Origin of the sequence: Nostoc sp. UHCC 0870 (genome assembly GCF_022063185.1) — a bacterium.
Classification (GTDB): Bacteria; Cyanobacteriota; Cyanobacteriia; order Cyanobacteriales; family Nostocaceae; genus Trichormus.
In genome coordinates this window covers 579623-604063 of sequence record NZ_CP091913.1, presented here as the reverse complement: position 1 = coordinate 604063, position 24441 = coordinate 579623, and the positions used below count along the sequence as shown (strand labels likewise).

At 40.9% G+C, this 24441-nt stretch carries 29 protein-coding genes and 2 pseudogenes; 11 read left to right on the top strand and 20 right to left on the bottom strand.

Translation table 11 applies throughout. The features are described 5' to 3' along the window. Positions 1-94 precede the first annotated feature (94 nt). Entirely contained in the window at positions 95-628 is a 534-nt protein-coding gene (locus L6494_RS02625) for a TlpA family protein disulfide reductase (protein ID WP_237991316.1), read from the bottom strand. Between the two features lie 202 nt (positions 629-830). Between L6494_RS02625 and L6494_RS02620 the strand changes: the two genes are divergently transcribed. The 3 genes from L6494_RS02620 to L6494_RS02610 all read left to right on the top strand — a co-directional run bounded on the left by L6494_RS02620 (position 831) and on the right by L6494_RS02610 (position 3094). Further along, entirely contained in the window at positions 831-1526 is a 696-nt protein-coding gene (locus tag L6494_RS02620) for an SDR family NAD(P)-dependent oxidoreductase (RefSeq protein WP_237991315.1), read from the top strand. 187 nt (positions 1527-1713) lie between these two features. Next, a complete protein-coding gene (locus tag L6494_RS02615; protein WP_237991314.1) occupies positions 1714-2319 on the top strand; it encodes a sigma-70 family RNA polymerase sigma factor in 606 nt (201 codons plus the stop codon). Continuing rightward, positions 2312-3094, top strand: a complete 783-nt coding sequence (locus tag L6494_RS02610) for an anti-sigma factor (protein ID WP_237991313.1) — start codon at positions 2312-2314, stop codon at positions 3092-3094. Before L6494_RS02615 ends, L6494_RS02610 begins: the two co-directional genes overlap by 8 nt. A gap of 318 nt (positions 3095-3412) precedes the next feature. Here the strand turns inward: L6494_RS02610 and L6494_RS02605 are convergent, their stop codons facing one another. Genes L6494_RS02605 through L6494_RS02585 form a run of 5 tightly spaced genes read right to left on the bottom strand, consistent with a single transcriptional unit; the run spans position 3413 to position 7035 of the window. After that, positions 3413-4216 carry a phosphate ABC transporter ATP-binding protein gene (locus L6494_RS02605; RefSeq protein WP_237991312.1) on the bottom strand — a complete coding sequence of 268 codons (804 nt, stop codon included), beginning with the start codon at positions 4214-4216 and terminating at the stop codon, positions 3413-3415. After that, positions 4213-5043 carry a phosphate ABC transporter permease PstA gene (pstA, locus tag L6494_RS02600; protein WP_237991311.1) on the bottom strand — a complete coding sequence of 277 codons (831 nt, stop codon included), beginning with the start codon at positions 5041-5043 and terminating at the stop codon, positions 4213-4215. The genes L6494_RS02605 and pstA overlap by 4 nt, the downstream gene beginning before the upstream one ends. Beyond that, positions 5036-5914, bottom strand: a complete 879-nt coding sequence (gene pstC, locus L6494_RS02595; protein WP_237991310.1) for a phosphate ABC transporter permease subunit PstC — start codon at positions 5912-5914, stop codon at positions 5036-5038. The genes pstA and pstC overlap by 8 nt, the downstream gene beginning before the upstream one ends. Next, complete coding sequence (locus tag L6494_RS02590; RefSeq protein WP_237991309.1) at positions 5871-6725, bottom strand: phosphate ABC transporter substrate-binding protein; 855 nt, start codon at positions 6723-6725, stop codon at positions 5871-5873. Before L6494_RS02590 ends, pstC begins: the two co-directional genes overlap by 44 nt. Before the next feature lies 1 nt (position 6726). After that, positions 6727-7035 carry an ArsR/SmtB family transcription factor gene (locus L6494_RS02585; protein ID WP_237991308.1) on the bottom strand — a complete coding sequence of 103 codons (309 nt, stop codon included), beginning with the start codon at positions 7033-7035 and terminating at the stop codon, positions 6727-6729. 390 nt (positions 7036-7425) lie between these two features. On the opposite strand from L6494_RS02585, the gene L6494_RS02580 reads away from it, so the two are divergent. Beyond that, a complete protein-coding gene (locus L6494_RS02580) occupies positions 7426-7608 on the top strand; it encodes a hypothetical protein (protein ID WP_237991307.1) in 183 nt (60 codons plus the stop codon). A 105-nt stretch (positions 7609-7713) separates the two neighbouring features. Here the strand turns inward: L6494_RS02580 and iscB are convergent. The 4 genes and pseudogenes from iscB to L6494_RS02560 form a co-directional block, all read right to left on the bottom strand. After that, positions 7714-9022, bottom strand: a pseudogene (iscB, locus tag L6494_RS02575) (RNA-guided endonuclease IscB). Between the two features lie 275 nt (positions 9023-9297). Next, positions 9298-9642, bottom strand: a pseudogene (locus L6494_RS02570) (cupin); the annotation flags it as partial. A 153-nt stretch (positions 9643-9795) separates the two neighbouring features. Further along, positions 9796-10719, bottom strand: coding sequence for a transposase (locus L6494_RS02565; protein WP_237988802.1), 924 nt, complete (start codon positions 10717-10719; stop codon positions 9796-9798). Between the two features lie 36 nt (positions 10720-10755). Continuing rightward, positions 10756-11049 (bottom strand): hypothetical protein, encoded by a 294-nt coding sequence (locus L6494_RS02560; protein WP_237991306.1) that lies wholly within the window; start codon positions 11047-11049, stop codon positions 10756-10758. A gap of 232 nt (positions 11050-11281) precedes the next feature. Between L6494_RS02560 and L6494_RS02555 the strand changes: the two genes are divergently transcribed. Next, positions 11282-11470, top strand: coding sequence for an anti-sigma factor (locus tag L6494_RS02555; RefSeq protein ID WP_237991305.1), 189 nt, complete (start codon positions 11282-11284; stop codon positions 11468-11470). 48 nt (positions 11471-11518) lie between these two features. Here L6494_RS02555 and L6494_RS02550 read toward each other — a convergent pair whose 3' ends face one another. The 4 genes from L6494_RS02550 to L6494_RS02535 form a co-directional block, all read right to left on the bottom strand. Beyond that, positions 11519-12817, bottom strand: coding sequence for an IS4 family transposase (locus L6494_RS02550; RefSeq protein ID WP_237995764.1), 1299 nt, complete (start codon positions 12815-12817; stop codon positions 11519-11521). Positions 12818-13255: 438 nt separating this feature from the next. After that, complete coding sequence (locus tag L6494_RS02545; protein WP_237991304.1) at positions 13256-13861, bottom strand: anti-sigma factor family protein; 606 nt, start codon at positions 13859-13861, stop codon at positions 13256-13258. Positions 13862-14019: 158 nt separating this feature from the next. Further along, the gene (locus L6494_RS02540) at positions 14020-14676 is read right to left on the bottom strand and encodes a sigma-70 family RNA polymerase sigma factor (protein ID WP_237991303.1); all 657 of its coding nucleotides are present in this window, start codon (positions 14674-14676) and stop codon (positions 14020-14022) included. Between the two features lie 564 nt (positions 14677-15240). Continuing rightward, entirely contained in the window at positions 15241-15393 is a 153-nt protein-coding gene (locus L6494_RS02535) for a hypothetical protein (protein WP_237991302.1), read from the bottom strand. A gap of 273 nt (positions 15394-15666) precedes the next feature. Between L6494_RS02535 and L6494_RS02530 the strand changes: the two genes are divergently transcribed. Further along, complete coding sequence (locus L6494_RS02530; RefSeq protein ID WP_237991301.1) at positions 15667-16482, top strand: L,D-transpeptidase; 816 nt, start codon at positions 15667-15669, stop codon at positions 16480-16482. Between the two features lie 206 nt (positions 16483-16688). Here the strand turns inward: L6494_RS02530 and L6494_RS02525 are convergent, their stop codons facing one another. The 3 genes from L6494_RS02525 to L6494_RS02515 all read right to left on the bottom strand — a co-directional run bounded on the left by L6494_RS02525 (position 16689) and on the right by L6494_RS02515 (position 19493). After that, a complete protein-coding gene (locus L6494_RS02525; RefSeq protein WP_237991300.1) occupies positions 16689-17231 on the bottom strand; it encodes a late competence development ComFB family protein in 543 nt (180 codons plus the stop codon). A gap of 124 nt (positions 17232-17355) precedes the next feature. Next, complete coding sequence (locus L6494_RS02520) at positions 17356-18294, bottom strand: M23 family metallopeptidase (RefSeq protein WP_237991299.1); 939 nt, start codon at positions 18292-18294, stop codon at positions 17356-17358. Between the two features lie 188 nt (positions 18295-18482). Continuing rightward, the gene (locus L6494_RS02515; RefSeq protein WP_442947003.1) at positions 18483-19493 is read right to left on the bottom strand and encodes a S66 peptidase family protein; all 1011 of its coding nucleotides are present in this window, start codon (positions 19491-19493) and stop codon (positions 18483-18485) included. A gap of 53 nt (positions 19494-19546) precedes the next feature. On the opposite strand from L6494_RS02515, the gene L6494_RS30830 reads away from it, so the two are divergent. Beyond that, positions 19547-19681 (top strand): hypothetical protein, encoded by a 135-nt coding sequence (locus tag L6494_RS30830; protein WP_269139280.1) that lies wholly within the window; start codon positions 19547-19549, stop codon positions 19679-19681. On the opposite strand, the gene L6494_RS02510 is transcribed toward L6494_RS30830, so the two are convergent. Then, on the bottom strand, positions 19674-21095 hold the full coding sequence (locus L6494_RS02510) for an NB-ARC domain-containing protein (protein WP_237991297.1): 1422 nt from the start codon (positions 21093-21095) through the stop codon (positions 19674-19676). The genes L6494_RS30830 and L6494_RS02510 overlap by 8 nt on opposite strands. A 480-nt stretch (positions 21096-21575) precedes the next feature. On the opposite strand from L6494_RS02510, the gene L6494_RS02505 reads away from it, so the two are divergent. Together L6494_RS02505 and L6494_RS02500 are read left to right on the top strand one after the other, a co-directional pair. Beyond that, positions 21576-22496: a hypothetical protein gene (locus L6494_RS02505; RefSeq protein WP_237991296.1), complete on the top strand. Its 921-nt coding sequence runs from the start codon at positions 21576-21578 to the stop codon at positions 22494-22496. 112 nt (positions 22497-22608) lie between these two features. After that, positions 22609-23061 carry a hypothetical protein gene (locus tag L6494_RS02500; RefSeq protein ID WP_237991295.1) on the top strand — a complete coding sequence of 151 codons (453 nt, stop codon included), beginning with the start codon at positions 22609-22611 and terminating at the stop codon, positions 23059-23061. Positions 23062-23434: 373 nt separating this feature from the next. On the opposite strand, the gene L6494_RS30825 is transcribed toward L6494_RS02500, so the two are convergent. After that, complete coding sequence (locus L6494_RS30825; RefSeq protein ID WP_269139279.1) at positions 23435-23569, bottom strand: hypothetical protein; 135 nt, start codon at positions 23567-23569, stop codon at positions 23435-23437. A 41-nt stretch (positions 23570-23610) separates the two neighbouring features. On the opposite strand from L6494_RS30825, the gene L6494_RS02495 reads away from it, so the two are divergent. Together L6494_RS02495 and L6494_RS02490 are read left to right on the top strand one after the other, a co-directional pair. Further along, a complete protein-coding gene (locus L6494_RS02495; protein WP_237991294.1) occupies positions 23611-23841 on the top strand; it encodes a hypothetical protein in 231 nt (76 codons plus the stop codon). Continuing rightward, entirely contained in the window at positions 23838-24245 is a 408-nt protein-coding gene (locus L6494_RS02490) for a type II toxin-antitoxin system VapC family toxin (protein ID WP_237991293.1), read from the top strand. The genes L6494_RS02495 and L6494_RS02490 overlap by 4 nt, the downstream gene beginning before the upstream one ends. Positions 24246-24250: 5 nt before the next feature. Here L6494_RS02490 and L6494_RS02485 read toward each other — a convergent pair whose 3' ends face one another. Further along, positions 24251-24409: a hypothetical protein gene (locus L6494_RS02485; protein ID WP_237991292.1), complete on the bottom strand. Its 159-nt coding sequence runs from the start codon at positions 24407-24409 to the stop codon at positions 24251-24253. Between the last annotated feature and the right edge of the window lie 32 nt (positions 24410-24441).

Sequence of the window (24441 nt, the reverse complement as noted above, 5' to 3'; positions counted from 1 at the left end):
GTTTATAAGACGACTGAGGCATCAAAATTGGATTTAATGCAACTATAAAAAAGCTAGCTTTGCCCCTCAAGATAGAGACAAAGCCAAAATCTAACTACTTTTTCGCCAAAGCAGTTTCGAGGATCTTGGTGTAGTCAGCCTTATTAGAATTATTTTGGTACAGGGCTAAAATGTCACCAGTAGCAGGATCAACGATCGCAACTGTACTGGTTTTACTCTTATTAGCTGCTAGGAATTTACCCAAACCTAATCTTTGCGCCATTGCTTCGGTCTGTTTGAGCTTGGCTCTATCAGTGACATCCAAAACCACGAAATTAACCTTACCAGAATATTGCTGTTTCAATTGCGACAGAGTAGGAGCAATATTCTTACAGCCAGCGCACCAAGTCGCAAATACATCTACTACAACTGGTTTTCCTTGAAGTTCTTTAGCTAACGGCCCGCCTACAGAATTAGCTTTAGCTGCACAGGGATTTTTACCTGCACAGGCATTTTTATGTGCAGACTTAGTAATTGATGATTGCACTTCAGTTGCAGAAATACTGGCTGCGGTTGTTGCTAATATTGATGCAGTAAAAACCAGGCTGCTCAAACAAATTTTGAGCAAGAAGTTCGCGCGTTTGTGCATAAAATTCTTCCTATTCTTAAGCTAAAACTGTTTAATTTGCAATATGCTGCCACAATGCTGACCTGAGATGGGTACTGGAGTGGTCAATTGTGACGCATCTGTTTACTAAGACGACTGATGATCAAGATTGGATTTAAAATGACTCTTTAAATATTGAAAGTTTGTAGTGACTATTTGAGTTGGTATAAACAGGAGAACATATATGTCATTCAAAACGATTCTTGTGGCTGGCGCGAGCCGTGGTATCGGGCTTGCGGTTGCTGAACATCTAGCATCCAAGTGCGATCGCTTGCTAACAGTTTCTCGAACTGCGACACTGATTGGTACATGGATTCAGGCAGACTTGTCTGATTTAGTAGGTGTAGAAACAGTGGCAAAAGCAATCGGATGTGATCGTTTAGATGCGCTATTATACATGGGAGGAACTTGGGAAACTCATGCGTTTACCAGCCAGTATAGCTTTGAAGATTGCTCCGATGCAGACATTACTAAAGTAATTGGGGTGAACCTAGTCGCTCCAATTCGATTGGTTAAAGCCTTGTTACCTGCTCTGCGGCGATCAGATAACCCCAAAATCATCTTTATGGGTTCACTGTCAGGTCGGGATAATTTCTCAGGGCGAGAAGTTGCTAATAGTGCCTCTAAGTTTGGTTTACGGGGTGTAGTTCATTCATTGCGGGAAGAATTGCGATCGCAACAAATCGGTGTGACGGTGATTAATCCAGGCAATGTAGGTACGCCCGAAGTCCTAGCTGATCTTGCAGCGAATAATCTATTAGGTGGTGAGGCAATTCCTTTATGCGATCTTCTGTGTATTATTGATTGTATTCTCTCATTGTCACGGGCAACTTGTATTAAGGAAATTGATGTGCCTGCAATGCTTGGCGAAGGAGCTTAGTTGTTCAATATTTTTCTCAGACATCTACATCAAACATCCAAATCCAATTTGCTTTGCCAGTCGTCATAAAAATAGATAGCATTGTCCAAAGAAAAGAGTTGCTGGTTTTAATCTGGGAGAGAGGTGATGGCACAAAGCAGAACGATAACTTGCTCCGGTAAATATTTAAACCTGTTTTTGACACAGTATGGAGCATAAACTTTCCCAGTCAAATTCCATAAACCTTTCATCTGCTACGGATGAAGCTTTATTTGTGGCACTCAAAAATGGCGATTCGGCGGCATTAAGTGTTTTATTTAATCGTCATGGTCGCTTAGTTTATGGATTAGCTCTGAAAATTTTGGCTGACTCCCAAGAAGCTGAAGATTTAACCCAGGAAATTTTTCTCACACTGTGGCGCAAAGCATCTAGTAATCCTGATTGTCGCTTTTTTGTGCGCTATTTGGTGACAGTCACGCGATCGCGGGCGATTGATAAGCTACGCGCTCGCACTAGACAACTCAAACTTGTGGAAAAGTGGGGACACACAATGACAAATGAAGCCGCACCAGAGCCAACACCTGTTGAACAGGCAAGTTTTGCCGAGCGATCGGGGCGCATTCACGACGCTTTAGCCCAACTACCCGAAAAACAACGCCAAGTAATCGAACTAGCATATAACCAAGGATTAAGTCAGTCAGAAATTGCTCAAAAAATTGATATCCCTCTAGGCACAGTCAAAACCTGCACCCGCCAAGGATTACTAAAACTCAAGCGCATCTTACTAGATTCTGATTTGTCAATCTATGAATAAATCTTTTGATCCCGAACATATCAAAAACTTAGCTGCGGGGTTTGTCGTCGATGATCTCACCCCTGAAGAAGCCCAAGAATTTCGGCTATTACTTGATGAACATCCAGAACTGATTGCCGAAGTTGATGATTTGCAGGAAGTTCTGCGACAAGTGCTAGATGGCTTTACTGAGGTAGAAGCACCAGCCCATTTACTCCCCAAAATTCTCCAACAAGCTGAAAACTCAACTACACAGGCTACTGTAGTTAAGCAAATGCCACTACGATGGAGAAGAATTGCTGGTAGTGTTGCTGCACTATTTGTGGTACTTTTGGGGGTTGATTACTATCGGCTACGACAAAATCTAAGTATTGTCACAGCAGAAAACCAGCGTTTACACCAGGATTTTGCCCAAGCCCAAGCTGTTAAAAACCTACTCCAGAATTCCCAAACACGATTGTTTACCTTTGAATCAGTCAGCTCTACCAATAACAGTTCAGGAAGTATAGTAATCAATCCTGAACAACAAAAGGCGGTAATGGTGTTCCAAAATCTTCCCGCTCCACCTCCTGGTCATGTCTACTTCTTATGGACAATAGTGAAAAATGAGAAGTTACCCTGTGGTGAAGTCAAGCCCTATTCTTGGGGAAATGCTTCCCTTGAATTACCATTCACTCCTCAAATGTACCAAGAATTTTCTCACCCACAATTTTCTGGGTTAATTGTCACACTGGAGACCAACCCCAATGTCTCTCGTCCTACTGGAACTGTAGTCATGCAAAGTTCCCAGATTTAAACAAAACCGCCATCTACAAAAATCACTTCTAACTTTTGACTTGGTTGAGTGCTGGTAAGCACTTTTTTAATATTATTCACCTCATTAAGAACTGGATTAAAGAAGAATAACTAACAACAGCCACCACCGTTATAATGCCAAGTTGAATCTGTAATCAGTATTTCTTCTGGATTGAACGCAGCTAATTTGGCAGCAGTTTTATCTCAAACAAAAATTGAAATACTTGAATTTCAGTTATAAATATTACATTTTTTGTGAGTTTTAGCATTTACTTAAAACTTCTTAAGTTGATACGAAGCTGAAACCAAAAAAGATTTACTATCCCCGAATACCATTTACATAAGCAGCAGTCAAATCATGCTGTGGTGCGGTAAAAATCTGCTCGACTGTACCATACTCAATTAATCTTCCTACTTCTGCTTGTACCCAAAACAAAGCAGCGTAATCACCAATGCGTCTAGCTTGAGCGAGGTTGTGGGTGACAATTACCACTGTGTAACGTCCCCGCAGACTGGCAATTAAATCCTCAACTACGCCACTAGAAATCGGATCGAGCGCGCTACAGGGTTCATCAAATAATAAAACTTCTGGTTGCAAAACCAAAGCACGGGCAATACATAATCGCTGCTTTTGTCCGCCAGACAGAGATAAGGCAGGAGTATTTAGTCTATCTTTAACTTCGTTCCACAGTCCAACATCTTGCAGCGTGGTTTCAATCAGCCAGTCGAGTTTTTCACGGTTTTTGATTCCGTGTTCTTGTAGGGGAAATGCCAGATTCTTCCAAATGGAGAAGGGGAAAGGATTGGGTTTTTGGAAGATTGTACCCACACGCCGACGGAGGGTAATTAAATCTATTCGTTCATTAAGAATTTCTAAAGCATCTAAGCGAATGCTTCCCGTTACTTTGGTATGAGGGATTAAATCAGTCAAGCGATTGAGACAACTCAAAAAACTGGTTTTACCACAACCAGAAGGCCCCACCAATGCAGTAATCTTCCCGGCGTGAATGGGCATGGTGACATCTGTAAAAGCAGCTTTTTTCCCATAGTATAAACTCAGTCGTTCGGTTTGCATTGAGGGCAGAGATAACCGAGAATTTTGTCTGAGTTGAGATTGCTTCATGGTGTAATTCTTCCTGCTAACCAAAACTTAGCTGTCCATGTTGCTATACCATTCACCAGCAACAATAAAATCAACAGCACTAAAGCAGAGGCGTAGGCGTTAGCATCTCCGCCAGCCACATTCATTGATAAATCAAAAATATGCACCGATAACGATCGCCCGGAATCTAGTAATGACTCTGGCATCCGATCTACATAGCCACTGGTAAAAATCAGTGCGGCTGTTTCGGCGATAGCTCTCCCAATTCCCAGCACTAAACCGACAACTAACCCCGGTGTCGCTGCTGGTAAGAGCAGTTTCCCTAATGTAGTGGTGCGTGATAATCCCAAAGCTGCTGCCCCTAAGCGATACTCACTGGGAACAGCTTGCAGTCCTGCTTCTGTAGAACGTATGAGAATCGGCAACACCATACAAGCTAAAGTCAACCCACCAGACAAAATTGAAAAGCCCAATCCCAACTTAATTGCGAAAAAGGCGTTGCCAAACAAGCCAAAAACAATCGATGGTACTCCTGCCAATACATCTAAACTGCGCCGGACTAAACGCCCAAACAGACTTTCAGTGGTGGTAAACTCGGCTAACAGTATGGCAGTACCAACGCCAAGGGGGAGAGAAACCGCCATACAAACCCCCAAAATCAGACAAGTAGAAATCAGAATTGGGGCAATTCCCCCCTCACGGCCAGCATTTCGCGGTGCAGTTGTGAGGAATTCCCAAGATAGCTGCCCGACACCGTGCCAGAGGATATCGCCTAAAATCCAGCAGAAAACAGCAGTGACAAATAAAGCGATCGCCCACATGATCAGGGTAGGTAATTTTTTAGCCATAGATGTTTTTCCTACTCACACCTTCGGCAACGACAACTAAAATGGCGATCGCTCCCATTAATAACAAACCACTTACAAACAATGCTGAACGGTGATTTCCTGTAGCGTAAGCCATCTCTAAAGCGATATTGGCTGTCAGTGTGCGAACGGGGTCAAATATGCTTGTGGGTGTTTGGACTACATTGCCACAAACCATCAACACTGCCATTGTTTCCCCAATCGCCCGTCCCGTTCCTAAAATCAAACCAGTAAATAAACCAGATTTCGCCGCAGGTAAAACAACGCTTCTAATTGTTGCCCAGCGAGAAATTCCCAAGGCGGCTGCACCTTGTAAATACTCGTTGGGGACTTCAGAAAAACTGGCTTCTGCTGTTAAAGCGATGGTGGGCAGAATCATTAATGTCAAAATGGCGATTCCCGCTAACAAACTTGTTCCTGGTGGATGCAGTTTGCCAATCAGTGGTACAAGAACAACTAAACCCCAGAACCCGTAAACTACAGAAGGAATACCAGCCAGTAAATTAATTAACTGCCGATATAATCCCCCAACTACAGGAGGTGCATAATACTGACAAAAGATTGCCGAACCAATGCCCAAAGGTGCAGCCAAAACTACAGAACCGAATGTCACCAACAGACTACCCCACAGCATGGGCAGCAAATTATAGAGTCCTTGCACCGGATGCCAAGAGCGATCGCTGACAAAACGCCACCATCCTTCTTGTCGCAGTATGGGCAACGCTTCGAGTAATAAGAATGTGGTGATTAAGATAACAATAATACCTGTAATTAGAGATAATCCCCGTAATATCCACAGGAGAACCATATCACTTTGATATGGGGACAAAATCTTGTTTTTTAACAATGTCATGAACTTGTGGTGATTGTGCAAACTCGATAAATGCTTGATCTAAGCCTTGAGGCTGGGTTTTAGTCACCAAATTTAGAGGACGGGACAGGGGAAACGTCCCATTCTGGACATTCTCTGTAGTGGCGGTAATTCCATTCAGGGGCAATAATTTAATGGTCACGCCGTTATTGATGCTAAATTCAGCCGTACCAATTGATACATAACCAATGGCGTTAGGATTACCTGCTACTGTCTTAATTCCTTGCTGATTGTCCCCGATCACCACCGATGCTTTAATATCGCTATTTTTGAGTTGGAAGTAGCCAAGAAATAATTCCAGGGTAGAACGTCCCTCAGCTTTATTCACAACTGTAATCGGTGCATTGCTACCGTTAACTTGTTGCCAGTTGTTAATCTTACCCGTATAAATATCAACAGCTTGTTGATTTGAGAGGGATTTGACTGGATTATCTTTGTGTAGAATTATGCCAATTCCGTCACGGGCAATAGAAAAAGCTTGTAAATCTTTTTCTTCATCTTTGAGGCTACGAGATGCCATCCCAATATTAGCAACGCCTGTACGTGCATCGGCAATTCCGCGAGATGAACCGCCTGTTTGCACATCTACTCGCACATCAGGATGCGCTGATTCAAATCGCTTACCAATTTCTGCTGCTAATGGTGCAACTGTACTAGAGCCTGTTAAAACTAACTTTCCTTGTAATTTATTGGTTGGTTGAGTTGGTGTTGGGGATGGTTGGGTACAAGCTTGTAACCCTAAGCCAATTGTGAAAGCGACAGTAATAAATGCTATGGTTTTGAGTCGTTTCATTCTATTCAAAACAGAGGCGACAACAGCCTAAATCAATTGCCTTACCAGTATTGACTTGTCGAATCGTCGGTACAAAATGGTAAAGTACCGCCTTACCATCTCGTGTCGCCTCCACAAAACCTGCCTCCCGCAATATTTTTAAATGGTGGGACAATAAACTCTGCTCTAGCTTTAAAACAGAATTCAGTTCCCCTACGTGCTTAGGACTTTCCATGAGAATTTTCAGAACAGATAGACGTGTTGTATCTGCTAAAACTTTGAGTTGACGGGCGCAAAAGTCTGGAGACGATACATTTTTAGAGTTCATCATTCATCCTTGGTATGGTTTGAATGGCTATTGATATGAAAAATTTTTCAAGTCTATATCATAGTTCTTTCCTTCTTCAAAATGCTAGAAGTTGTGGATATGGCGCAGAGCGATCGCTTAGTAATTAGGGGAATAAATTTTAACTAAGTACACAATTTTGTCAATTCATAATGTTGATACGAAGCTAAAACTAAAATGGATTCGCTAAGTCTTCAACGCGTGAATTTTGCGGAAAGTCTGTAGATGTTTCTGCGGCTGACCGCGTTAGCGTAGCCCACCGCAGACATCAGAATTTTCCAAAACTAATTTTGGGCGTTGCTGATTAATGGGATGATTTTGTCTCACGCAAAGTCGCAAAGGCGCAAAAGGTAGGAGATGTAAAAGTCAAATTTTATGATTTCATCCCACATTTATGCAACGCCTAATTTTGAAGTATTGTTCCGAAGAGAAGCGGCTGAAGGAGAAGTCTTCCCTGTTTTCGTCAAAGATAGAAGCAAAAAATACTACTTGTCAACGGATTTCTCTCACCAAAGTCCTCGCGCCGTGGAAGCCCCTGCATTCATGTATGGGGGTTAGGCGCAGGCGAATTTATTCGCCGTCAAGAATAGACATCTCCAGAAATGAGGTTTTACTCTAGACAGCATAAGGGTTTGAGATTCTTTTTCGGAGATGTCTATTGCTTCAAAAAGCATAACTATATCCATCCTTTTTATGAATCGCTGAACAATATTTATGGCTAATTCCTGAAATTCTTCCGGTCTTGGAAGCGATATCAAAACTACCTGTGGCACGACACAAAACACGTCCAACATATTCGCCAACTTTTTTGCCACTGGTAACAACCGCTTTAATAATGTCTCCAGTTTGAAAACCAAAATGGATTTGTTTATTTGTGCGGTGACGACTCGGAAAACCGAATTTATCAGTCCCGCACATTTGGCGATTACCGTGACCATTAGATGTAATCAACAATGGTTTGATACCTTTGATATTTAATGTTGGTGTTGATTTGCCAACACAAGCAGCATCAATCCAATGAGTCTTGATTAATTGCTGCCTAGTTCTGTTGAACTTTGTTAAACCCCCAGAGCCACATTCAACGGGCAACCCTGTTGATTTTAAAACCTCCAAAAGCTTGTATCTAGTAGCATTAACTGCTGCTGCATCAGCCAACGGTTTCTTAGCTTGTGCCAAGATTTTCTGTAACTTAGTAGGGTCTTTTTTGAGGAAATCCTTAATATCCTTAATCCCTTTTTTGATGTTGCATTTTTCGCAACTTAATGTAAGGTTTGTGATTGAATTAGACCCACCTTTAGAACGTGGGTGAATGTGTTCAATCTGTAAAGGCACATCTTTGACACCACAATAGGCGCATTGCCGATTCCACTTTTCAAGTAGATATTCTCTGGTTTCATATCCAGCTAATGTCCCTTGCTGATATTCCTTACCTTCGATTTCAGGATTACGCATTAATTGCATATCAAACTTGACTAATTCGGTACTAATCGCTGTAATTGGTGCAAATTTACGCAATCTGTTTACCCATGTTTCAACATTGTGAACCCGACTCATCAGGCTTGGTGCTAACCATCCTTCTGGTCTCGTTCTATTCAGAAATCTTGGCTTTCTGTAACGGGTTTTTTCGATTTCTTTTGCCACGTCTTAATTGCCTTCTGGAAATCAAAGCGTCTCTAATAGCAAAACCTCTATGCTTTAATTCAGCAGCAAAAACAACTTCTCCGAAGGGAGACGCTCCGCGAACGCCAGTTGCATCGTTAACTAATGCTATACCTGTGGTTTTAGCACCAGGGTCTAGCTTTAATCGCAGTAGTGCTACTGGAGAATCTGGACAAGATTCTTTAAGAATAATCGTGAATGGAAAGCGGCGATAAATGGCTGCTTTTTTGCTTCTTAATAATTGTCTTGCTTGTGCTGAATGTATTGGTTTTAGTGGTATGCGGTTAGTATCAATTACAAAAACTTTGCACATAAAGTGCCTCCTTTCGGGTAATTTTAGCTTCGCCAATGTTAGTGGTCGGTACTATCCAAATTGCACTTCCTTAACCCTTGTACAGATGTTTAACAATTTGGTTCTAGTGCAGGGGACTAGCTACGCATCCTCTGGTAGGTCTTAAACTCTTGCCACTAACGTAGTCAGTTAAGACTTAGGCTGGTCAGATGGGCTTTTTCAAGCCCCGCCCTTTAGGGCTGGGGTTTCTGACTATATAAGTCATTCTAGAAAACGTTGATACTCCTGAAAGTACATCAAAAGTTCTTTGCAGCACCAGAAACTGGATCAAATTCAAATCGCTGTTCATAGTTTGTTTCGCCATACACATTGAAGCTAATTGTCGGTTCTTCACCAAGTGCTTCAACATGATGGATTGCATCTGGCATCAAACTAATAATATCTCCTGGAGTTAAAATAATTTCGCCAACTTTTTCAATACCACCGTTATTATCAGTTCGTCTCCACAGTGTATTTTTTTCTTCTCCACTAATCAGTGCGACAACTCCCCAGGTAGCATGATTATGAATTGGTGATACTCTTCCTGGCAACCATGCGACTGTCTGCACCGTCAAGGGAAAATCTGGCTCATCATATAGAGTAGACATCTCCGAAAACAGTCAAAGCCTTTGTTTGGCTAGGCTGTAGCCACTAAATGCAATCATCTTAAATTAGCTATTCTGTACGATGAAATAAGACTTTGAGATATTTGCTGTTGATAATTAGGCAAAAATATCTAGTTATATGCGATAATTTTAACCTGATGATATAGCTGATATTTCTAATGGTAATATTAGCCCTCGAATCCGTAACCTTACTAGCCCACAAATCGTCAAAATTACTTGCTTATATTTGCGGGTATTTAACCTAAATCTCTCTTGGACAACTCGAAAGATTTTGACTGACCGTATTCGATGTTCAACAAAGATTCGTTTAGATGAAAATATTTTGTTCTGTTCTTTCTGTTCAGTTGTTAGTTCTTGATTTCTTGGTTTCTTAATTGGAGTTGTAATTAAATCTTCTCCAAGATATGCCTTATCTCCTTTAAATCTTTGTTTGGCATCAAACTCTGAACGATATTCTCGGAACAAAGTTATATCGCTTTTTGGACCAGGTTCACCTGCCACAACATCAACGATATCACTAGCATCAGGTAAAATAATCATTTGAGTTTTAAATGTATGATTACTCTTCTTACCTGAAAAATATTTCTTTTGTTCATCATTGTCTCTAGGTCTTTCTCTGACTTGTTCATAGCTATCTACTATTAATTCATATTCTGTGAGCATTTCTTTTACTACTTCATAGTCAGAAGCGTTTTTTTTTACTTGTTCAAGCAAACTTGATGGCAGTAATTCTCGCAAGTTAGGCAACCAATAGTTAAACGTATCGTTGGCTGTAGACTCACTTACTTCAAACTGAATACCTAGAAGTTGAAAGGTTGTCAGATGTCGGAGATACACTAAAGTTAAAATGATTTGTTCAGAAATAGATAATTTTGGTTTCCGACCTCCTCCACCAGCAATAATTCTCACTTTCTTAGATTCCAGTAAAGCTTTTTTTTCATGATATAATCTTTCCCCATTTATGATTAATTGTTGTAACTGTTCATATTCCAGACCTATTAACCTTTGGGTTTGTTTAGGATTCTCTTCAATGTAATTCAGTATATTGCTCATGCTTCTGTGTCAAAATAACGCTTTAATGTTCTTTTATCACAGAATAATACTATTTTGGAGATGTCTAGTAAGTACCGACCAACCTGTTTGTGAGTCGGGTTCAAGATATTCACCTTGCAACCATTCTGAACTGGTCAATAATCGCCGTACTAGGGGACAAATTGCTTGGAGGCGATCGCGATCGCTCTGAAATTTATGCAGAATATCTTCTAGATCCGTTAAAAACCGATAGAGCCGATATTTTCCTGTAGATAATTCTAGGTCATCTGCCAATTCTTCCCAAGCTTCACACTTGCCTTCTTCTGTCACTAACCAATCTTGACTTACCATATCTTTTCAGAACTCAATAATTGCTATGTATCTGCTTTTACCACGCTTAAAAGCTCCTTTGCTCTCATAGTGCTACCCGGTTTAATTGTTTGGGTAACAAAATTTTGAGTTAGGTAAATCCTTTTTGGCGTTAGGTTCGTATCAATATTAAGTTCAAGACTGGCAAGAATGTATTTTCAACAGATTAAATTAGCATATTTTTGATAATATGTCAAGATTTAGGCTTTAAATAATGGTGTTATCTAATAAAAAAGTATATTGTGGAGAATTTAACCCTGACTCTGAAGGAAAAGTGTTTATGCAAATGCCTTTAGATGATGATATGACAGTTTCTTCTCAGGCTTTGATCACCGTTGAGCCGTTGAAAAAAATTCCCCAACCAACTGGAGAAACTGTGATGACGGGTAGTATTTCATTGTGAAAAGCGATCGTCGGTCATTGGTGACAAGTTAAGGCTGTAAATCTTTTGTCAAGAGGCTTTGAGAGAATTGTTGAAGAAAAACTGGTCAGACCCTCGTTGAAGATCAGGGAAAGGAGCGACAATTAACTTAATGTTTGGTTTTCGCTTCTGTTTGATAATCCCTAAATCTCGATTTTGAGGGTCAGCAAAATACTTAACAGGGTCTGTTGCCTTACCTTTTTGATGAGCCATCGTAAAATGATAAAGACCACGATAAATCATTTCTAATGAAATCTCATCAAAAGGCAGAGAAAGTTCGTCAGCTACAGCATCACCTAAATCTACTAAAACCGCATAAAATAACCAAGTTGCCCAAATCTGCAACTTAATCCCATTAATTGAACCCGTCCATAAATAACTTAGCCCTAAGAGTCTTTTGACAGTATTAAAAGCATCTTCAATGCGCCAACGTCGTCGATATAAATCGGCTACAACATAAGGGGGTAAAACATTAGGATCTAGAACGCTTGTTAAATAAGAATGCCATGTTTTTCCAGAACGCACTTCAATTAACCGTAAGGTAATAAATGGGGTCTTATTTGTGCCAGAACCCAGACGTATCTTTCTGTCCCTGAGTCCATAGCTATCTGTAAATACCTGTTCTATCTTGATTGCTGCTCCTTTTTTTATTCTCGTAATAAAGTCAACTTTTTTCTCGATTAACTGATGCCAAAACTTAAAGTGATAAAAACCTCTATCTAATAAGAGTAAAGTTCTTGTTGTAACTAAATTTAGGATATTTTCTTCCGATTTAGTGTCAGATGCCTTGGGATTTTCTTCAAACCAAATTTCTACAGGTAATCTGGTCATTAAATCAATGACTGTACTCATTTTTCCTGCTAATTGCCCTCTTTGAGCCGACTCTAAGCTTTGTAATTTTCTAAACAATGCCTCCAGTGTTGACCCGTCTACTATCCAAATTTTCTCGAATTTTGATAATGTAAACTGAATACTTTCTGGCAACGGTCGTTTATTTCTACTATGCCAAGCTGTTCTTAAACTAGGCAGTAAATCTTTAAATACTTTTTCAAATAATTCTGATGGAAATGTCAAAAATCTCTGTGATACAGCTTGTTGACTAACTTTTGTAGGATTACACCACAGAAAACCGTCTCTAGCTAACATTCTTGTCAGTTCTCTGACTCCGGCTATGTCTCGCCATAACAAGGTTAGTACCGCAGCCATCATCAATGGTAAATTCAGTATCCGTTCTCTGAGTCCTAGTTTTCGGTAGTAATTTTCTTGATTTGTAATCGCTGGGGTCAATAATTTTTCCAGTTGCTCTGCAATTACTTCGTCTTCCACCATTGGTCTGTGTTTCTTTTTGGCGTGGTCTCTATTGGTTTTTTTGCTGGTGGTCATGACTGGACTCAATCGCTCAATTACTTGTCTAGACTGAGTTTCCCATGCTTTTGACCACTACAAATACCACCCTTGACAATTTTCCCTTTTCCTTAACTTGTCACCAATGATCGTCGGTAGCAAAAAATAAAAATCATCAAAAATATTGTGCTGGGTTGGTAGTAGATACCCAAAGATGCACTATCCTGGGGCAACTGTTTGCTTTGCCGATGGGCTACCCAGCTATGACTATAGGAAAAGAACTAGTCCACGGATATTTACTCTGCTACTTAATGGTTGGTGGAGTGGTTAGTTTGACACTCCAGGATAGCTGGAACTAAGTGTTTGTAGTGGGGACTTTAGTCCTCAAAATCAGCACTTAAGTGCTGACTACAAACGTGGAAATTAGTTGATGTTTGGGATAACTTCTCGTAGTCCCGATGGTGGTTGATTGATCAACTTTTCTGGAGAAGATGTTGCCGCCTTGGGAATTTCCATAACTGGGTTGTTCAAGGCGATCATTGGCAATGGTTCTGACTTAGGGGCAGCCTGGATAGGCTGTACTTGTTGTTGTGCTAGTTGCAGTATGCCAGATTCTCGATTTGGCAGCCAGCTAGATAATGCACCAATCATACAAGCAGCGATCGCCGCACCACCAAATGCCCACTTGATTCTAGAACGACGGTTAATCCGCTCAAATACTTGGTTGGCTGCCGTTTCTGGGGTGGTTTGGGCAGTTGGCACTGGCATTGTCCGCATGGCTTGCCTTAGCTTCAGTAGTCGGGTGTACAGGCGTTGAACTGAGGCATCATTGGCTAACCAATCTTCTACTTGCCGACGTTCTGCTGCTGTCACCTCACCATCTAGATACGCACTCAATAATTCAAAGCGATCGCGCTTCACCATATCCATAGCACCCGTTGCTTCATTGGTATGCTTTGCCATCTCATTTGGTAAATCTCTTGGAATTTGCCACCGACAACGATCATTAAACTGAGAATCAGTAGTCATACTAACATTATTACCAATTCATCCACGGGTAAAAGGAGTGGGCAAACCTAAGAGGATAATTAAATTTTTCTCCTGATGGCAGAAGCACGAGCCACATTCCTCACAATTCTTAATCAATGCTTAAATTCTGCCATAGAGCAGAGTGAAGATACTGTAAATTAGGCATCAAGATAGTTTTGCAATTGAGTTTGCAATCGAGTTCTCGCTCTGGCTATTCTCGACTTCACCGTTCCTAGAGAAACTCCAGTGATTTCGGCAATTTCTTCATATGCCATCCCTTCGATTTCTCTCAGCACAATTGTAGTACGGAATACTTCGGGTAAATCCGCGATCGCCTCACGCAATTGCTCGTAAAATTCTCTCGTTGTCAGTTCTTCCTCTGGCCCTGGAGTATCTCCCGCAATTTCCCAATCCATTTCACCGTCATCTACTGAACGGGGAGCATCTAAGGACAAGGGACTCATAACCCGTTTCCGCTTCCGCAATTCGTCATAAAACAAATTGGTCGCAATGCGGCTTAACCAGCCCCTAAACTTAGATGGTTCTTGCAATCGGCTAATATTCCGATACACTCGAATCCAAACTTCTTGAGCCAAGTCAGCTCTGTCTGCCCAATCTGGAGCTAGGTGGTATAAAACCCTATCAACTTGGGTTTGATAACGGCGCAACAGTTCTGCAAACGCAGCACGATCTGGGCGCAGTCCGACTTGACAGCGCAAAATTAAATCGTGGTTAGAGAGTTTGTCAACTTGCACCGATGCTTCTGAATACCCCGCATCACCCGTTGACCAGGATACAGTAATCGATTGACTCATAGATCGTACTGGTTGTAAATCATCCCTATCTATTAGACTTGGTAATTGGTAGCTTGTTCCTGAATAAGGGACGGATTTGAGACTGGAACACTGAGTTATAGAATTTTGGCTGGATTTCTGGTTACGCAAAATCTCATTTTTCCCAGTTAGCAATTGCCTGGACTATTATGGTGCATCTTGTCAGTTACCGCAATCTGACAAATGTCTGTGCAGATCAGAGCATCTGACTATCCAATCTTGACAAACGCTGTATCGTATGTGTCAAAAATATATAACTAAAACTTATCCAATCTGCTCAAACATCGATTATTCAAATTAGGTAACTGGATAATTGACAATCAAATTTAAAAAACTCAGTCATCTGGCAGACAGAAATTTCACTTATGAGCATCTATTTTTGATTATAAGAACAGTGTGATCGAGACAGATATACTATGGCAAAGGTTTAGTCTTTGCCATGATGTTAGACTATTATTCAGGGTAAATACTTTACCGATTTGATATTTGCAGACTCAGTGTAACTTTAGTATTACTCATTTTATGAATATGTGACCTTAAAGAATACTATTTTTCCGGTCTTGTTACTAAAATTGTTGCTGATGTTTCTGTAGGTTGTTGGTCACTAGTACCAGAATTCGTGTAAAGAGGTACGCGGACTTGAAAAAAGAAATTGAGGGAAAATGTAATTGTGACTGCTAATAATAGTTTTTCAAACATAGTCTTTCTCCCACCCACACCATTAATGATTTATTCCGACTCTTGGAGAGTAATCAAGATAATTTCCAAATTTAGCACTATATTTTGGCAACACCAGTGCAACAAACTGCTTCTTTACAAGTTTGTTAGTTGGAATTTCCTGATTTCCTTAGTTTGCCCAAGGTTATCAGTAGAGTCGTGAGCTAACAGATAAGAATTTACAAATTCTTAATGATTGAATAATCAAGGACTTCAACTATTTAAGCTGAGTATGTCAGGGATAAACAAGAAGTGATGGCAATGGTAAAAAATGAATCTCTAGCGCGTATGGTAATGTTTATCAGTTTTGGTACAGCTATCTTATCGGTAGCTATCCATTGGCGCATTACTACAACGCAAGGGCAGTTTAAAAAGCCAGCCTCCACCACAGTCAGCCGTCCTGGAGATGTTTATACAGGAGGCTTAGGCAAAACCGCGTTCGGGGCTTCTACACCTCCGGATAAAACCAACCAGAGGGCTTCCCAACCAAAGTCCTCGGCTATGGAGTCTTATAATAGTTCAGATACTGTTAATCAAAATGTAGCTTTAACGACTAACACACCCAAAAAATCACAATTATTAACCCCAGAACTCAAACAAAATACTAATTCTTCTGAGCAACCGAGGTCTATATTTTCTCAGATTTTCACTCAGAACAAGTCTTCTAATCAACGGGGCAAGATCAATAAGCAAGTGGTAGTTGATTTAAGCGATCGCCGCACTTATGTTTATAAGGGAGATTTAGTCATCGCCAGTTACCCAATTGCTGTAGGGAAAAAGGGTTGGGAAACGCCTACAGGTACGTTTGAAGTGAACGATAAGCAACACGATCCCATCTGGCGACACCCCATCACTGGCAAAGTTTTCCCGTCTGGTTCTGATAGTCCTTTGGGAGAACGATGGATTGGGTTTTGGTCAGATGGTCGCAATGAAATTGGCTTCCACGGTACACCAGATGTTCATCTTCTAGGGACAGCCATTTCTCATGGTTGTCTCAGGATGCGTAACTCTGATGTCCGCTTGCTTTACGAACAGGTAGGTCTAGGTACTAAGGTTGTAGTCCGTGATTGACCATTTTTTAAATTCAAAATTCAAAATTCAAAATTCAAAATGAAGAATAATAATAATTTTGAATTAATTAATTCGCTCGTTCAAGCCCCCACTGAATAAAATTCAGTGGTCTACAATCAGTGGGGGCTTGTACCCACCACTGATTGTCTTTAATTTTGAATTAATAATTTTGAATTTTGAATTCCCCGAAGGGGTTGACTATTGACTTACTTTGAAGATTTTTGCTCAAAGCTAGGTGCATAGACTTGTAGTAAGCTACTAACTTGGCGCAATACCTCGTTACCAGTAGTTTTAGCTAAAACTGGTGTGCGATTATCGTTAGGTTGGTCAAGGTTACGGTTGATAGCCTCATGAACTTGCTGAGAAATTAATTCTTGCAGTTCAGTTTTAGCGCGTTGACGCTGGTAGTTAGCACCTTCTTCGGTGGTGGCGTATAAGGGTGGGAGACGGTTGAGGGCATAAGCGGCGATATCACCCACATCTATGGCACTTTCGCTGGTGGCTTCAATTTCTGCCACGCGGGCGATCGCTTCACTCAATACCAATTCTTCCATGACGTTAATAAATTGTTTGCGAGGTACTGCCACTACCTCACCAGTTAATAATGCCCCCATCAATTTATCTAACGCCATATACTCTTCGATTGAAAGTTCCGAAGCGTTATCACAGATGCGTCCAACTTCTGCTTCCATTGCTGGTGTGAGATAACCATCCTGGAGAGCTTGTTCTACAATTTTTTCAATACTCATAAGGCTCATCTTAATTTAATCCACCCAAGCAAGGTAAGGACGGTACTGAACAAACTTATTCTGCCTATATTATCGACAAAAAATATACCAAAATTAACAGCAGAAGTAATTAGTTGCACTTCTACTATTGTTTAGTCTGAGTTAGCCAAGATGTTGGGTCAATAGATTGCCCATTAACATACAAACCCCAATGCAAATGGGGTCCGGTAGAAGCCCCTGTAGAACCAACTGCACCAATTAATTGTCCAGCCTTGACGATATCACCTTCTTTGACATTGATGCGGCTGAGGTGCATAAAAATACTGACCACTCCTTGTCCGTGGTCAACCCCAACTATGTTGCCATGCACCCGAAATCCTTGAGACACCGTGCCTACTAAAGCAACCTTACCTGCTGCGGGGGCAGTTACAGGCGAACCAGCCGCACCAGCATAATCAAGGCCGCGATGGTAGTAATCATTTGCAAATTTACCATTATAGTAGCGACGTACACCATAAACTGTACTGAGTCGCCCTTTATTTGGTGCGAGAAATGGCCCGTTCCAAAACTTTTGCGGTGTTTGTAACGCTTTTAAAGCGGCTGCTCGATTTAGTTCGTATTCGGTAGCCCTAACACCAGCTTTTCCGGGTGGTAAAGTAATACGCTGTAAGGGGAACTTACGATTACTTACCCAGACAGCCAAATTTCTTACCTTGTTATCACCAACTATTTTGACAGTTCTAGCACCAGGCTTTTCTAGGGGAGTTGTGGGAATAAAGGTGCGGTATTTATTGGGTGCAATTTGATAAGCTGGATAAGTTTTTTCTCCTACTAAGACTTCTGGGGTGGTGGCACTATCTGGATTATCTGGGGTGATCAACACAGATATCGTATCTCCCAAGCGAGGTTTCACGGGAGTCACCTGTACTTGCAAAGCTGCTACAGGTAAAGCCAAACTCACAGGCAAAGCAGCACACAAGCCAATAAGTAAGTTGATAGCGTGATGATTATTTGGTTTGTTTCCTGTGATGCTGTCACTCAGTGAGTGTTGTTGGGAATTTTGAAACCGATTTGCAATAGTCATAGAACTAAATAACCATAATTTACTTCTGCTGAAAAACAGACTAACTGATGATTGCCAGTGTTTCCTAACTGAAGCAAATATTTTTTGATCAAAAAATATATTTTAAGTAATTTCCTAGGATCTAAACTATACTAACCGCAATAGCTGGAATTGCAACCGGTGCTTATATTAACTTGACAAATGATCCTTCAAGTAACCGCCGCCTCTAATAATTTTATTGTCCCCAGTGTGGCATCGATTTCTACAGACAGCCCAATGGGCAAGATAAATTTATCTCGAATATGACCAATCATCGCTCCATACCAAGCGGGGATTCCTAAAGGGAGGATATGGTCTTGCAACACTTGTATTAATGTCAGTGAGGGTTCATCTCCCTGGTTGCAGTTATTACAGTTGCCAAAAATAAAGCCAGAAATTTGGTTAAGTATGCCAGCATTTTTTAACTGTGTTAACATTCGGTCTACGCGATAAACATCTTCGTTAATATCTTCTACAAATAGAATACTTTTATACCAGGAAGGTAGATAAGGTGAACCCACCATTGCTGATAGGACTGATAAGTTACCACCGACAAGTTTACCCCTAGCTTTTCCTGGTGCGATGGTTTGTACTTGCCCTTCAGGAGAGTTGGTATTTTGCAGGGTGACTGTTTGGCCATCAAAGAGGATAGGTTTGAGGTAATCTAACATAAAGGGAGTCCAGGTTGATGTGGCGACTGGCCCATGAACAGTCATAATCCCACTACGGGCATTAATTGCTAACAATAAAGCAGTGATATCGCTGTATCCCATGAGAATTTTCGGATGGGAGCGAATCAAGGGGTAGTTAAGTAAAGGTAAAATGCGGCTACAACCCCAACCGCCACGGATAGGAATAATAGCTGTAACTGAATTATCAGCAAACATATCATTTAAATCTTGGGCGCGATCGCTATCTTTCCCAGCTAAATAGCCATAACGATCTAAGATATGTTTGCCTTGCTTAGTTTTTAAGCCTAATTGTTTGAGATGTTCCTGTAATATTCCAATATACTTAGGCTCGAATATCCCAGCCGGGGCAACTAATCCCACTGTATCACCGACTTTCAGGCGTGGCGGTTTAATGATCGTGTGGGGAGATAGTTGAGCATGGGCGATTTGGGGAATTTGGCTAGCTAAGGTAGCTAAACCACACGTTTGCAGAAATTGGCGGCGTTTCATCTTAGTCATTAGTCATTAAGTCTATTAGTCATTAGTCAGTAGGGGCGGGTTCTGTGAGATATTCACGTTGTCAAACAGATATTTTGGTTAAACCCGCCCCTACATTAGTCATTAATATTCCTTCCCCTACACCCCTACACCCCTACAACCCTACACCCCTACACCCATATTTCCCTCTATTTAAATGACAAATTGTAGTTGCTGTTGTTCAAGCAAGATACTTGACTGGATTTGGATATTGTGTTCTGGGATGAGTTGGGAATTCAAATATTCCATGACTAAAGGATGTAGCGATAACCTAGCTCCATTGGTTTCAATCAGCGATCGCGCTTGCAAAGACTCTAGTGCTGCTAATAAAGTTTGAGGTGAGATGGAAGATGCAAGTTGCGATCGCAATTCGGTAAATGAAATTGGTTGACAATGAAATGCCAAGGATTTAAGAACTTGTTTATGTGTATCTGATAAGCATTGCCATTGCTGTTCTAACAAGTGGGATAATTCTCCAAAAATCGGGGTTTGTTGCTGCAAAAATTCACCAATATTACCAGCAAATAAGTTTTGAATAGTGTTAGAAACAAGATTTAAAGCCAGAGGATGGCCTGCATAACACTCTACCAATTTGTCCCAATCTTCTGGAGAACCCTCAAAATTACCTTTGGCGTTGAGAAGTTCCTGAATATCTGGCATTTGTAAGCCATAGAGATGAAAGGCTCTCACGGGGAAAGTTTCACCTTCCCAAGATGTAATTTCCTTGGGTTTATTACAACTTGTGAGGATGACACAGCTGTGATGAGCTACTTCTCCCAGACGCTGAAAAAATTCCCGATACTCTTGATTTCCTGTTTTTGGAAACCAGAAGCAACTCCTGCAAGGAGACTTGTAAGTTGCACAATCTTGTAATACAGCCTCCGCCCCATCTAATACCAAAAGACAACGGTGGCGTTGTAAATAATCAATCAATCGTGAAACTCTACTGTGCAAGTTATCGGGTAAATTTGTGTCTTGTCCATTGGATAGGAAAGTAATGAGGTCAGATAATAAATCTTTGAGGGGAGGACGAGGTAAGAGCGATCGCCAAATCACAAACTCAAACTGATCCTGAAGCTGTTGTGTGAGTTTGACAGATAACCAAGTTTTGCCGATACCACCCATACCCAATAAAGTAATCAAACGGCAGGGTAATGCTTTATTTGTAGGACATTCATTTAAAATCCATTGCTTTAGGGTGGCTAGTTCTTCACTACGTCCGCAAAACAGGGAGACATCTGGTGCTTCTCCCCAATCTGACGAATTTTGGATTTGTGTGTTAGTTTTTTCTAGATTTTTATCAGAGTTGGCAAATTGATAGTCTTGGGATTCAAGTTGCAGGTTAAATGCAGCGAAACAATACTTTAAGGTTTGCTTATCTACTCCTAGTTCGCAAGCAAATACCTTCGCTACTGTATCTGGATCTAACCCCATGCGAAAGCCTAAATCTTCGCCGGTATAACGCTTATCGAAATTTTCATTTTGTTCTGATTGAGATTTTGCATTTTGGAGTTTTTGTAATCCTTGGGTGGTTAAGATGACACCACGTCTCCGGCTTCTTTGTTGGGATTTCATGGGAAACCTCACAGATGAGAGATGTATGTTTGGCTGCTATTTACACCGATACAAAACACCATTTAAGACCATGATCACGTTCAGTGATTACACTGGATCAAGCAGATTTATGCAGCCAATTTTATGTTACTTGCTTTATGGTTGTATAGATATTAAGTAATTTTACGTACAGTGATTCAGTAGGCGATCGCAAATCCCTGATGTCTAGGTCTGTTTGACACAACTGTGTTGGCTTGATTGGTGCGATCGCTACTGTGGAGATACGGCTTAATGAGTGCGATCGCTCTTCTTCGAATATCGGTGGCTGGATTCATAGAAAGTCACGCTGCTTGTGTCTGATTTAGGGAATTCGGAACATAAGTTATTAATTTAGTTCTTAAGTTCATCAACTTCGGTTGATGAGGAGAGGGTAAAGGTGGAGACTAAAAATCATCATTATTAACAACTCCTCAAAATACATCAAGCGTAACGGAGACGAACATGACATCATTCAAAGAAGTTGTCCTCTTGGACGAAATGATTAGCACTTACAGGGCTTCACATCTTACTCAATTTCGACCAGGTACTACTGCATTATTAAAATCAGATAACGAATCTGATGATTTATTCTCGATGGTTCAGTCCGCAAAGAAAGCTCCAGGCTCGACATCATTAGCTGTTGTAGACACAACTGGGCTTGCTGCCGATGAACTTGGCAAACCAACGCAGAATGCGCTAGAGATATATACCGACATGCTTACATTAAGTTCCTTGGCAAATGTCGTTGCGATGCAAGAAGTCTACAAAGAGCATCCGCAACAGTTCGACATCACAAACCCAAAAGAAGCTAGTGCTTTCATTACGGCACAGACGGTTAAACTCAATGACACATTTACGCGTAGGCTCGGTAAATATGCTATCCCCAGTGAAACTACGGGGTACTCCTTCAGCAAGAATGTCACGCAAGCGGATTTTCACCTGGATTTCTTAACCACATTGTTTGACTCCTTTAACTTCCAGAAGGATAGTATCAAAAAGCTGGATGGAATATTAATTCAAGTTACAGAAACTCTGAAAAATCTCCAACTCAAGTTTGAATCAGAGACTCAGACCCTCGATCACCTAATATTGACTAACTACATTGAGCCATTAGAAATTGAGGGAGTTCCAGAGAAAATTTTAGTTGGGAAAATTAGGCTGTTTTATCTTAAAATAGAATATTCATCTTGGCAAGCTGTGATTGCGAAGCAAACAGTCTCTAGCTTCGATTTCAAAATGAACTACTTTGATACCATCTTGACTATCAACAGTACACTAGTGCGCGGCGACATTGAAGATATCAAAAAATTGATTGAAGAATTCACTCAAAATTCTTTTGACGATGTTAAAAAATTGACTAGTCCTACTATGATTTCCAAGTAGGAATGAAAACGTAATTCAGAATTTAAGAAATGTGATTCATAGTCTTCTTGGATCGCCGAATTTCTTCAATTCTTTTTTTTGTATTCAGTCAATATTAATTAGGAAATGAGGTATGGAATTACTAGAGGTCTTAATTGAAGAAATTTTAAACCTTCATATTGTGGACGCTATTTGTTTAAGCAAGGGAGGATGGGAAGGGTGGCTCCAATGTGAGCTTTGGGTACGTCTGAGCCTTGCAAGGAGGATGACAGTAGAGAGAGAAGTACCTTATGCCGACGGAGGGTATTGTGATTTGGTTGTGCAAGGCAATCCTGAACTTTGGGTTGAACTTAAAGCCTTTGGTGTTTTTCGAGAAGGGGATATACCTAGATTCTTGGATTCTGTTGCGCTGGATGTTCAGAAGCTTGGAACTATCACAATCGAGAAAAAAGCACTCATGATACTAGTTATTCCCAATAGGAGCTACGAGTTAGTTAAGCAACAAATAATACAACGCGGCTGGCTAGGATTTTTAGAACGGCGAGCCACTTATGCAAGTATCTTTTATATGCCTGTGTTGGGTTAAACAAAGTGCAGCCCAACCTACTTTCTTTTGGTTTTAATTTTAAGAGGTTGAAGATAACGCTTGAACTAATTTCTAATTTCGTATAATGCACCAAGTCGAAAATGACGGGTGATATCAATATTTCTCTCCTCTTTGCTTCGCTCGACAAGATGGCGAGCGAAGCAAAGAGGAGATCGCTATTTTTTCAGGTATGCTGAAAGGCGATAGCTTTTTTCATCAGTTATCGAGAGCGATCGCTTTCTTGAACTGAAGTAAGGCGATAATGGATAAAATATCGTTTTCCCTGTCAGAGAGCGGTATTGATGACTGAGTTACTTGAACGTGCGATCGCGCAGCGTGCTGTAGGTGATCGCCAAATTAAAAACCTTACCTGCTAGTGAACAAGAGGCGATCGCATTTCTTCTGTTTTTTCTTCAAGTGCGATCGCCTCTCTATTTTCATATTTTGAAAATGGTGCGATCGCTTGCTTTTGGGAAAAATCAACCACAGTCAGTAAGATATAATTCAATAAAGATTTCCGCGCATAACCCAAGAATGTAAAGTAGCCTGATGTCTCTCCAAGAACTTAAAGAGCAAGCTTTCAAACTATCGGTGAGCGATCGCCTTGCACTCGTTAGCGCAATTATTGACTCTCTACAAAACACGCTTAGTTCTCAACCCAATCGCAAAGCCTTAATTGAGCAAATGCGGGGTTTGCTGAAAACAGATCAACCTTCACCCACAGATGCTCAAGTTGAGGAAATGTTGCAAGCACGACGATTGGAGAAGTATCTCAAGTGAGGGTGTTAGTTGATACAAATATTGTGTTAGATTTCTTGCTAGAACGAGAGCCATTTTTGCAAGATGCAGAGGCATTATTTGATGCGATCGGTTCTGGTCAAGTGGTTGGTTATGTGACTGCTACAACCTTAACTGACATCTTCTACATTGCTAGAAGACAAACCCAGGATATTCAACGTGCAAGACAAGCTGTATCAAGCATACTAGCTGTTATGGAAATCTGCTCAGTTGATCGGCCTGTTTTAGAAGTTGCTCTAACTCTTGCAATGACAGATTTTGAAGATGCTGTTCAGGTGGGATGCGCTCTTACTCAAGGTTTGGACGCAATTGTCACTCGTGATGCTGACTTTGCAAGTACGTTGATCCCGATATCGTCTGTAAGCCAGATTCTACAACAGCTATAGTCTTCCTAAGCAACTGGCACATTGGCAACTGCGATCGCCCCCACAACAGCAAAATTGCGATCGCATTTCTTCTTGTGACAGACTGTCTCTCTTAAAGTGCGATCGCATCTCAAGTTTTGATTACACTTAACTGAGGTAGTATAGAAAACTGTAAGCTTCAACACAGGACAAACAAGAGTAGCGAAGTTGTGGGAAA